General features: G+C 71.2%; 12 protein-coding genes. 5 read left to right on the top strand and 7 right to left on the bottom strand.

Translation table 11 applies throughout. The features are described from left to right. Positions 1 to 1,214, bottom strand: a 1,214-nt coding sequence (locus tag G3I65_RS45050) for a BTAD domain-containing putative transcriptional regulator (protein ID WP_160701528.1), incomplete at its 3' end; no start/stop codon positions are given. A gap of 98 nt (positions 1,215 to 1,312) precedes the next feature. On the opposite strand from G3I65_RS45050, the gene G3I65_RS45045 reads away from it, so the two are divergent. Next, positions 1,313 to 2,530: a cytochrome P450 gene (locus G3I65_RS45045; RefSeq protein ID WP_160701527.1), complete on the top strand. Its 1,218-nt coding sequence runs from the start codon at positions 1,313 to 1,315 to the stop codon at positions 2,528 to 2,530. On the opposite strand, the gene G3I65_RS45040 is transcribed toward G3I65_RS45045, so the two are convergent. From G3I65_RS45040 to G3I65_RS45030, 3 genes are read right to left on the bottom strand one after another with little or no spacing between them, the layout of a single operon-like run. Then, on the bottom strand, positions 2,514 to 3,905 hold the full coding sequence (locus tag G3I65_RS45040) for an alpha/beta fold hydrolase (RefSeq protein WP_160701526.1): 1,392 nt from the start codon (positions 3,903 to 3,905) through the stop codon (positions 2,514 to 2,516). The genes G3I65_RS45045 and G3I65_RS45040 overlap by 17 nt on opposite strands. A gap of 44 nt (positions 3,906 to 3,949) precedes the next feature. Then, the gene (locus G3I65_RS45035; protein ID WP_160701525.1) at positions 3,950 to 4,588 is read right to left on the bottom strand and encodes a pyridoxal 5'-phosphate synthase; all 639 of its coding nucleotides are present in this window, start codon (positions 4,586 to 4,588) and stop codon (positions 3,950 to 3,952) included. 1 nt (position 4,589) lies between these two features. Further along, positions 4,590 to 5,276, bottom strand: coding sequence for a hypothetical protein (locus tag G3I65_RS45030; RefSeq protein WP_160701524.1), 687 nt, complete (start codon positions 5,274 to 5,276; stop codon positions 4,590 to 4,592). A gap of 112 nt (positions 5,277 to 5,388) precedes the next feature. Here G3I65_RS45030 and G3I65_RS45025 point away from each other — a divergent pair, with 112 nt between their 5' ends. Continuing rightward, positions 5,389 to 5,913: a DUF2020 domain-containing protein gene (locus G3I65_RS45025; RefSeq protein ID WP_166641385.1), complete on the top strand. Its 525-nt coding sequence runs from the start codon at positions 5,389 to 5,391 to the stop codon at positions 5,911 to 5,913. A 147-nt stretch (positions 5,914 to 6,060) separates the two neighbouring features. After that, entirely contained in the window at positions 6,061 to 6,513 is a 453-nt protein-coding gene (locus G3I65_RS45020; RefSeq protein WP_160701523.1) for a DUF6918 family protein, read from the top strand. A 63-nt stretch (positions 6,514 to 6,576) separates the two neighbouring features. Here the strand turns inward: G3I65_RS45020 and G3I65_RS45015 are convergent, their stop codons facing one another. Further along, the gene (locus G3I65_RS45015; RefSeq protein WP_160701522.1) at positions 6,577 to 7,113 is read right to left on the bottom strand and encodes a hypothetical protein; all 537 of its coding nucleotides are present in this window, start codon (positions 7,111 to 7,113) and stop codon (positions 6,577 to 6,579) included. An 89-nt stretch (positions 7,114 to 7,202) separates the two neighbouring features. Between G3I65_RS45015 and G3I65_RS45010 the strand changes: the two genes are divergently transcribed. Then, entirely contained in the window at positions 7,203 to 7,721 is a 519-nt protein-coding gene (locus G3I65_RS45010; RefSeq protein ID WP_163046861.1) for a peptidylprolyl isomerase, read from the top strand. 197 nt (positions 7,722 to 7,918) lie between these two features. After that, on the top strand, positions 7,919 to 8,713 hold the full coding sequence (locus G3I65_RS45005; RefSeq protein ID WP_160701521.1) for a rhomboid family intramembrane serine protease: 795 nt from the start codon (positions 7,919 to 7,921) through the stop codon (positions 8,711 to 8,713). On the opposite strand, the gene G3I65_RS45000 is transcribed toward G3I65_RS45005, so the two are convergent. Next, entirely contained in the window at positions 8,710 to 9,069 is a 360-nt protein-coding gene (locus G3I65_RS45000; protein ID WP_309236007.1) for a PH domain-containing protein, read from the bottom strand. The genes G3I65_RS45005 and G3I65_RS45000 overlap by 4 nt on opposite strands. A 130-nt stretch (positions 9,070 to 9,199) precedes the next feature. Then, complete coding sequence (gene crgA / locus G3I65_RS44995) at positions 9,200 to 9,466, bottom strand: cell division protein CrgA (RefSeq protein WP_033261030.1); 267 nt, start codon at positions 9,464 to 9,466, stop codon at positions 9,200 to 9,202. Between the last annotated feature and the right edge of the window lie 304 nt (positions 9,467 to 9,770).

Here is a 9,770-nt window from a genome sequence, read left to right as displayed (position 1 = left end):
GCGGGCAGGACCAGCGGCGCGAGCTGCCACAGCGCCTCACCGGTGATGCCGAGCGGTTCCCGGCTCGTCGCGAGGATCCGCAGCCGACGGCACTCCCCGAGCACCCGGTGGGCGAACGCCGCCGCCGACTCGATGACGTGCTCGCAGTTGTCCAGCACCAGCAGCATCGACCGCTCGCGCAGCGCGGCGATGACGCGGTCCGTCGGCTCGGCGTCCGGCGCCTCGCCGAGCAGCGCGTCCCGCAGCTTGAGCGCGCCGAGCGTGGCTTGCGCGACGTCGCCGTCGGCGCCGATGCCCGCCAGCTCCACCACCCAGGCGCCGTCCGGCAGGCCGTTGAGCAGCTGCCGCGCGGTTTCCGTGGCCAGTCGGGTCTTCCCGGAGCCGCCCGGGCCGATCACGGTGGTCAGGCGGTGCTCGGCGATGAGCTCGCCGACCGCGGTGACGTCGGCGTCCTTGCCGACGTAGCTGGTGAGCTCGGCCCGCAGGTTGGTCTTCCGGTCGGCCTCCGGCCGCACCAGCTCGCCCCGCAGCAGCGCGACGTGCAGGGCCGAGAGTTCCGGCGAGGGGTCGACGCCGAGCGAATCGGCGAGCGCGTCCTTCGTGCGCTGGTACACGAGCAGCGCCTCGGTGTCGCGGCCGCTCGCGACGAGGGCGCGCATCAGCGCGGCGACCAGCCGTTCGCGCAGCGGGTTCGCGGCGACCAGGTCGGTCAGCTCGGTGACGACCTGCGCGCCGTGGCCGAGGTTGAGCTCCGCGTCGAAGTACTCCTCCATCGCCGTCAGGCGCAGGGCTTCGAGGCGGGTCACCGCTGCCTCGAGCGCGGCGCTTTCCGGCAGGTCGACGTCCTGCAGGGCCGGACCGCGCCACAGTTCGAGCGCTTCACGCAGCCGGTTCGGATCGGCGGCGAGGCGTTCGAACCGCACGGCGTCGACGTCGTCGGGGCCGATCAGCAGCCGGTAGCCGGTCGGCTGGCCGTCGACGGAGCCCTCGGGCAGCGCTTTCCGGAGCCGGGAAACCAGGCGTTGCAACGCGTTCGCGGCGTCGGCGGGCGGGTGCTCGCCCCAGATCCAGTCGACCAGCGTGGCTTTCGGGACGACGTGCCCCGGGTCGAGCGCGAGGGCGGCCAGCAGGCCGCGCAACCGCGCACCCGGCACGTCGGACGGCACGCCGTCGTCCGAGCGGACCTCGAATGGACCCAGCATCCCGATCTGCACCAGCCAGATCTTGCCACGGGCGGCGGTGTCCGAGCGGTGTCAGGCCCGTGTCAGCCGGCCCGGCCATCGTGGCGGCAGCCACCACGAAAGGAAATCCGATGAGCAACGTCCCGCACGGTCTGGCGATGGAACGCGACGCCGGCCCGTTCGACCCGCCGAGCGAGATCAGCCGGCTGCGCGACGCGCGCCCCGTCAGCCCGCTCGTCTTCCCCGACGGCCACGAGGGCTGGCTCGTCACCGGCTACGAAGAAGCGCGGCAGATGATGGCCGACACCCGGTTCAGCTCGCGGCTGGACCTCGACGTCATCCACGTGCCGTACGAGACGGGCATGCCCGCCGCCACCGAGCCGTCGCCGCAGCTCCCGGGCATGTTCATCGCCATGGACCCGCCGGACCACGGCCGGCTGCGCCGCAAGCTCACCGGCGCCTTCACCGTGAAGCGGATGAAGACGCTGGAGGACCACATCGTCGAGATCGTCGAGCAGCAGCTGGACCACTTGGCGCGGCTGACCCCGCCGATCGACCTGGTCGAGGAGTTCGCGCTGCCGGTGCCGTCGCTGGTCATCTGCGAACTGCTCGGCGTCCCGTACGCGGACCGGGACAGCTTCCAGGCGAACTCGGCGCAGTTCATGGTCCGCGACCAGCCGCTCGAGACGAAGATGGGCGCGTACATCGCGCTGAACACGTACTTGACGGAACTCGTCACGAACAAGCGCGCCGAGCCCGGCGACGACATCCTGTCCGACCTGGCCCGCCACGAAGACCTGACCGTCGAGGAGCTGACCGGCGCCGCGTTCCTGCTGCTGCTCGCCGGCCACGAGACGACCGCGAACATGCTGTCGCTGGGCACCTTCGCGCTCCTGGAGCACCCGGAGCAGATCGCCGAGCTGCGCGCGAACCCGGACCTGCTGCCGGGCGCCGTCGAGGAGCTGCTGCGCTACCTGTCGGTGGCCGACATCTTCTTCCGCTACGCCACCGAAGACCTGGAGCTGGGCGGCGAAACGATCCCCAAGGGCTCGACGGTCGTGGTTTCGCTGCTGGCCGCGAACCACGACCCCCGCCGCTTCGAAAACCCGGACACCCTCGACGTCCACCGCAACGCCCGCGGCCTGCTGTCCTTCGGCCACGGCGTCCACCAGTGCCTCGGCCAGCAGCTGGCCCGCATCGAGATGCGCGCCGGCTTCGAGGCCCTGCTGCGCCGGTTCCCGACGCTGGAGCTCGCCGTGCCCGCCGGGGAGGTGAAGCTGCGGACGGACATGAACATCTACGGCGTGCACGAACTGCCGGTGACCTGGTCGGCTACTGGAGGAAACTGAGCACGGCGTCCCGGCCCGCGTGCCCGCGCTCCCGGTTCTGGATCGAGTGGGACTCGCCCGGCACGATCACCAACCGGCCGCGCGGGGCCTGCGCCGCTTCCTCCTTCGCCCACTCCAGCGGCGTCGACAGGTCGCGGTCGCCGTTGAGCAGCAGCACCGGGACGTCCGGCAGCTTCCCGGCCGGGTTGGAGCCGGGGCGTTCGGCCGGCCACGGGAGGCAGCTCTGGATGAAGCCCTGCTGCGTCGCGACTTCCGTGGTGTACGGCCAGGTCGCGCTCGGCGGCAGCGTCCGGGCGGCCAGCGACAGCAACGGTTGCCGCAGCGACACCGGCGTCGCCGCGGAGCCCCACGGGAAGCGCTGGTCCGCGCACAGCGTCGCCGCGTGGAGGCCGGAGCTGAACGACGCCGGGTCGTCGCCGCCGGACTTGTACCCCTCCAGCAGGCCGTCCAGGTGCGCCGGCGAGCCGGCGCGGGCTTCGTGGAGGGCGCCGATGAGGTCGCCCGCCTGCGCGTTGCGGTACGTCGGATCGACGAACTCGTAGGTGACGACCAGGTCGAAGATCCGCACGCCGTCGGCGGTACCGCGGTGGCGGACCACCCACGCCAGGTCGTCGGCCGGGTCGTAGCCGCAGGCCGGGGCCACCGCGCACGCCGCGCGCAGCACCCGGGCCTCGGCCGTCAGGCCGGTCAGGTACAGCGACGCCGACGCCGTCGCGTGGTGCGGCAGCACGGAATCGAGCACGACCTTGCTGACGTTCGCCGGGTGCGCGAGTGCGTACCGCGCCGCCGTGAACGAGCCGTACGAGACGCCGTCGACGACCATCTTCGGCACGTCCAGCGCGCGGCGCAGCTGGTCGAAGTCCGCGACCGTCTGGTCGGTCGAGTACAGCGGCGCCGTGTCGCCGAGGATGTTCGCGCACTCGAGCACGGCCTCGCGGGACGGCGTCGCGATGTCGGAGCTGCCCATCTGCTCCTGCAGGCCGGGGCACTTCAGGGCGCCCGCGGGGCCGGTGCCGCGCTGGTCGAGCATGACGAACCGGTAGTCCTTCGCGACTTCCGGCAGCCGCTGCTTCGCGATCCGCGTGATGGTGCCGACGCCGCCCTGGCCGGGCCCGCCGGTCAGGAACAGCAGCACGCCCTTGGGCGCGTCGGCGTTGTCGGCGGTCGCCACGGCGAGGTCGAGCGTCCCCGGCACGCGGCCGGTGTGGTCGAGCGGCACGGTCAACGTCGAGCAGGTGAAGCCCGGCTGGCCCGGGCACGGGTGCGGATCCGTCAGCTTCGGTCGTCCCCCAGGACGCGCGTCGGCCGAGGCCACACCCCCGAGTGCGGCGGTCAGCGCCAGGACCAGCCCGGCGGTCAGGATCTTCGAGCGCATGGGTGCATCATGCGCACAGGCGCCCGTGCGCGGGATACCCCCGATCAGGGCCAAAGGCGTTCGCGGACCCAGCCGCCGTCGGTCTTGCGGTACCGCAGCCGCACGTGCCGCCGGTCGTGGCTGGCCTGCCAGAACTCGACGACGTCCGGGTCCACGAAGTACCGCGTCCACGTTTCGGGTGCGGTGGAAGGGTTTTCCGCCACCCAGCGTTCCGCTTCCGCGGCCGCGGCGTCGAGGTCCGCCGGGTCCGCCAGCACCTGCGACTGCCGCCCGATGAACGCTTCGACGCGGGAAGCGGGCGGCCGGGCGAGGAAGTCCTCCGCCGACACCTCGGGCGCGGCGGGGGAGACCGGTCCGCGCAGCCGGACCTGACGGCCGCGGCCGGGCCAGAAGAACGTCAGCGCGGCACGGGGATCCTTGCGCAGCTGCAGGCCCTTCGGGCTTTCCGAGCTGGTCGCGACCGCCCAGCCGGCCGGCCCGACGTCCTTGAGGATCACGACGCGGGCGTCCGGCGCGCCATCGGCGTCCACTGTGGACAGCGTGACGGCGTGCGGCGCGAGCACGTGCTCGCCGGCTTCGGTCAGCCATTCCAGGAACAACGCCCGCGGGTCCGGCGGCGCCGTTTCCGGCGTGAACACGGGGAGTTCTTCGGGGAACGAGGCCCAGCCGCGCAACCGCACCATGTCAGTAACCGTACGGCCCCTGCTGCGGGTGCTGCCCCGGCGGCGGGTAGACCGGCGGCTGCGGACCGGCCGGGCCGACCACCGGCGGCGGCGGGACCTGCGGCATCGGCGGCTGCTGCTGCCAGCCCGGCGGCGGCTGCTGCGGCGCGGGCGGCGGTTGCTGCTGCTGTTGCTGCGCCTGCTGCCACTGCACCTGCTGGTAGACCTCGGCGGGCTGCGGGAAGCAGTAGGTCAGCTTGGCGTTGACCGAACCCTGCACCGCGGCGCCCCACAGCTTCCCGCCGACGAAGGCGAACATCTGCCCGGCCGAGAGGTCGACCGCGACCATCCGCGTCTCGCCGCCGAACTGGTTGCCCGACTTCGCGGACGCGGCCTGCGCGGCGTCCGGGTACACGCGCTGGCCGACGAGCCCGGCGATGACGACCGAACCCGCCGTCCAGCCCATGGTGCCGATCAGGTTGGCGCGCGCGTGCTGCGTGGCGCGGCCGGTGAAGTCGTACAGCGCCGCGGCGCTGACCTCGGGCACGGCCGCGGCGATGACGCAGTAGTTCATCGTCGTGAGCATCACCGATTCGGTGAACAGGCCGACGACGGCGGTCGCGGGCCCGATCTGCACGGAGTTCAGCCGGCCGCCCGAGCGCTGGATGCGCTCGGCCACCGCGCCGAGGTACTGCTCGGGGGTGAGCACGCCGGGGACCTCCCTGACCGTCGTACGGATGCCGCCATCGTCGCACGCCCCGGCGTCCCGGCGACGTCAGCCAGCGGTTTTCACACACGCCTCATGGTTGACTGTGCGCGCTATGCGACGACTCGTACTTCTCGCGCCCGCCGTGGTCCTGCTGGCCGGCTGCGGCGCCTCCATCGTGACCGGTACCGCGACGCCCAGCTCGCCGTCCGCCGCCACCGCGGCCGGTGGGCTGCCGCCGGAACCGCAGCCGGGCGCGACCGAGGACTGCCCGTACCTCGGCAGCGAATTCGTGGCCGACTCGAACGGCCAGCACGTCTCCAAGGTGCGGGTGTCCGCCGACCAGCCCCACCCGGCGTGCTTCTTCTATCGCCCGGACGGGAAGATCCAGCTCACCGTTCGGGTGTACGTCGGCGACGCGAAGACGGCGACGGCGCTGGTCAACCAGGCGGCGCCGGTGGACTCGTCGAACCCGGCGAGCGACCCTTCCGGCTGGAAGGGCGGCTATTTGTCCACCGACGACGGCGCTGTCTACGCTGTCGCCAAGGGCTCGGCGGCGGTCATCGCGACCACCAACCAGAAGCAAAGCGTGAAGGCACGCACAGTGGTCAAGAAGGCTATCGCTGCCCTGAAGCTCTAGGTAGCGGGCTCCACACGGGTGAGTGATGTTGATCTTGTATTACCCTGTGCGTCACGCGCAGGCTTCGTGGACTCGCGCACCGCGGCCACCGGGGCATCCCCACCCCGGGGCGGGGCACCAACTCTGCAACGACAAAGGACAAGATTCGTGGCTGACACCCTCAAGGAAATCCTGCTCGACTCCAGCCGTCGCCCGGCGGTCGTGACCGACTTCGAGACCCTCGTCGACGCCGAGGTCTCGGACAAGGGCGGCGTTTCGGGTGCCGTTGTGAAGACCGGCTTCGCCGCGGTCAAGAAGATCAAGCCGGGCATCATCCCCTCGGCCGTCGACACCCTGCTGCCCGACTTCGTGGTCGCGCTCGAGCCGTTCTACGTCGACTACCGCGCCAAGGGCGGCAACGACTTCGGTGCGTACCTGTCCAGCCGCTCGGACGAGGCTTCCGACGCGCTGCTGAGCGTCACCGACTCGCGCGCGGAGAAGAGCAGCCGCGACAGCATCAAGAAGGTCTACGGCAAGCTGCGCCCGAACGGCAAGAAGAACGTCGAGGAGGCGCTGCCCCGCCTGGGCGCGCTGGTCGACAAGCACGCCGCCAACGCGTGAGCTAGTCCCGAGCACGACTGAAGAGGCCCCCGGTGCACCCCCGGGGGCCTCTTCGCGTCGCGCTCAGTTCTTCTTTTCGGCGGGCGCCGGCGAGGGCGCCTTGCCGTTGGCCTGCGGGGTCGGCTTCGCCGCTTCGGCGGGCTTCGGCGCGGGCGGGGTGGCCTTCGGCGGCGCGGGCGCGACCGGCGGCTCCTGCTTCGAACGCAGAGCGTAGGCGGCGCCGGCACCGACCACGACCAGGCCGAGCAGCCACGGCCACTTGCGACGGCCGCGGGTGCCCTTCGCAGCCGACTTGGCCTCGGTCACGGCAGCGTAGAAGTCCTTCTTCGCCGCCTTGAAGTCCTTCTTGCCGCGGCGCTTCGACTCGCCGGCCGCCTTCGCGGCCTTGATGGCGGCCTTCTTCGCCTTGCGACCCGGCTTGCGCAGCTCGGACAGGCGCGCGAGCGCCTCCTGGCGAGCGGCCTTCGAGCTCTTCTTGAGCTCCTTGCGGGTCAGTTCCGTCTTCTTCGCGAGCTTCTTCTGCGCGCGCCGCCCCTGCTTGACACCCTCGGTGACGAGTTTGTCGGCGGTCTCGACGGCCTGGGCTGTCGCCCGGGACATGGGCTTCACCTCATCATTCGTTTTGACACTGCTCTGTTACCCGTAACCTATCGTGCCCCTTTTTCCCGCCGCCCGCCGCAGATGGCACGATGAACCTCGTGAAAGCTACGCTGCACACCAACCAGGGTGACATCCACCTGAACCTGCTCCCCGACCACGCGCCGAAGACGGTCGCGAACTTCGTCGGGCTCGCGGAAGGCACCAAGGAGTACACCCAGCCGAACGCGGCGGGCACCAACTCCGGGCCCTTCTACGACGGTTCGATCTTCCACCGGGTCATCGACGGCTTCATGCTGCAGGGCGGCGACCCGACCGGCACCGGCCGCGGCGGCCCCGGCTACAAGTTCGGCGACGAGTTCCACCCGGAGCTGCAGTTCAGCAAGCCGTACCTGCTGGCGATGGCGAACGCCGGGCCCGGCACCAACGGCTCGCAGTTCTTCATCACCGTGGCGCCGACCGCCCACCTGAACTTCCGGCACACGATCTTCGGCGAGGTGGCCGACCAGGAGTCGCGCAACGTCGTCGACGCGATCGCCCGGACCGCCACCGGCCCGGCGGACCGCCCGCTGACCGACGTCGTGATCGAAAAGGTCACCATCGAGCACTGACGGCCCGTGCAGCGAGGTTTCGGTAGGTTGGTTCCATCGTGAACCAACCGCCGAACCCCGCCGCCGAACAAGCCGCGCTCCCCGGGTGCTGGTGGCACCCGAACCGCCCGACCGGACTGAGCTGTTCCCGGTGCGGGCGTCCGGCCTGCCCGGATTGCCTCCGCGAAGCCCCCGTCGGCTTCCAGTGCACCGACTGCGTGCACGCCGGCGGACAGCAGCAGCGCCGTCAGCACCGCGACCACCAGGAAGCCGGCTTCGGCCAGCGGACGGTGTTCGGTGCGCGCCTCTCGCAGTCCGTGCTCGTCACCCAGGTCATCCTCGCGGTGAACGTCCTGGTCTTCCTCTTCACGGTCTTCCAGGCGGGCAGCCTCAACGACAACGACGCCGCGGCCCTCTTCCAGCACGGCAGCCTCTACCCCGCCGCGACGCTCGGCAACGACGAGTGGTGGCGGGTCCTGACCAACGGGTTCCTGCACTACGGCCCGATCCACATCGCGGTCAACTCGTTCTCGCTGTGGATGATGGGCCGGGCCCTGGAGCAGGTCTGTGGCCGCGGCCGCTACCTCGCCCTCTACTTCATCTCGATGCTCGGCGCTTCCGCCGCCGTCCTGATCTTCGACCAGTCCAGTCCGCCGACGGTCGGCGCCTCGGGAGCGCTGTTCGGCCTGATGGGCGCCTACGCGGTGCTCGTGCTGAAGCTGCGGCTGAACCCGACCGGGCTCATCATCACCCTCGCGCTGAACGCCTTCATCACGTTCGGCATCCCCGGCATCTCGATCTGGGCGCACGTCGGCGGCCTGGTGACCGGGGCGCTGGTCACCGCCGCGCTGCTCTACGCGCCGGAGGCCGACCAGGCGCGCTGGCAGGCGATCGGGCTCGGGATCATCGTGCTCGCCATCGTCGGCCTGCTGGCCTACCAGGCCGTCCAGTTCGGCACGGTGACCTGCGGGGTCATCCCGTTCCGCGGCGTTCCGACCTACGCCTGCGGCTAGCCGCGCGCCCGCAGCGTGCTGAGGACGTCCAGGACGTCCCGCGGGTCCTCGCCGAGGTCCAGCCGGCCGAAGACGTACAACTGCTCGTCGTGCTCGACCTCGAGGGTGACGCCGTCGCGGCCCAGCCGGCGGGTGGTGCGCAGCCGCGTGCGGGTCTGCCCCCACGGGAGCCGGTGCTCGCCACCCAGGGTGCGGGCCACCAGGCCCTCGGCGTCGGCGGCCAGCCGCGGCCGGACGAGCGTGGCGTGGGCGGCGAACGCGCCGACGGCCACCGCCGCCAGCGCGAACAGCACCAGCCCGCCGCGGTCGCCGATGAGCGCGTCGGTCACCACGCCGACCAGCAGCAACGCCGTCACCGCCCAGGCCGATACCACAACGGCCCGGCGCGGCGCCCAAGAGGTGGGGTAGTTATCCACAGGGGTTATCCACACTGGGGATGAGTCACACCGGTGTAATTCGGCGTCAAGCCGCCAATCGGAGTAATAATCAGCGCCAGCGCATAGTCATGAGCAGACCCGCGATCATCAGCGCGAACCCGCCGGCGAAGTTCCAGTTGCCCAGATCGGCCATCCAGGAGATCTTGTCCCCGGCGATGTAGTTCACGAGCAGCCACACCAGGCCCACGAGCATCAGCCCGAACATGGGGATCTTCCAGGCGAGGCCGGTGGGGCCGGCCGCCCGCACCTTCACCGGCGTGCGCCGGTCGGCAGGCGGGGTGTAAGCCGTCTTCTTGCGGACCTTGGACTTGGGCATCGTGTGTTCCTCGCGGTGCTCTTCGGGCTCGTCTGGTGGCGATGTCCCGCTGAGGGTGCGCAACCAGCGCCACGTGCACACGTTAACGTAAACGACCGCAGGAAAGCAGCGGCCGGACTGGTCGGATTTTCCCGCACCGTGACAACGGCGTCACCCAGGGTTCGGCGCGGCTTGAGAGGAGCTTGCGTGGAGATGCGCGAAGGACCGGATGACGACCGGCGCAGACACCCAGGGCAACGGCCGGTGCCGCCCCGCCGCCCCGCCACGCCTCCTCGCGGCCAGGTGCCGCCGCGGCCGCCCCAGC

It is taken from the genome of Amycolatopsis sp. SID8362 (assembly GCF_010550475.1).
GTDB lineage: Bacteria > Actinomycetota > Actinomycetes > Mycobacteriales > Pseudonocardiaceae > Amycolatopsis > Amycolatopsis eburnea.
The sequence above is the reverse complement of the archived record's forward strand: the minus strand, read 5'-3'. Positions and strand labels throughout refer to the sequence as shown.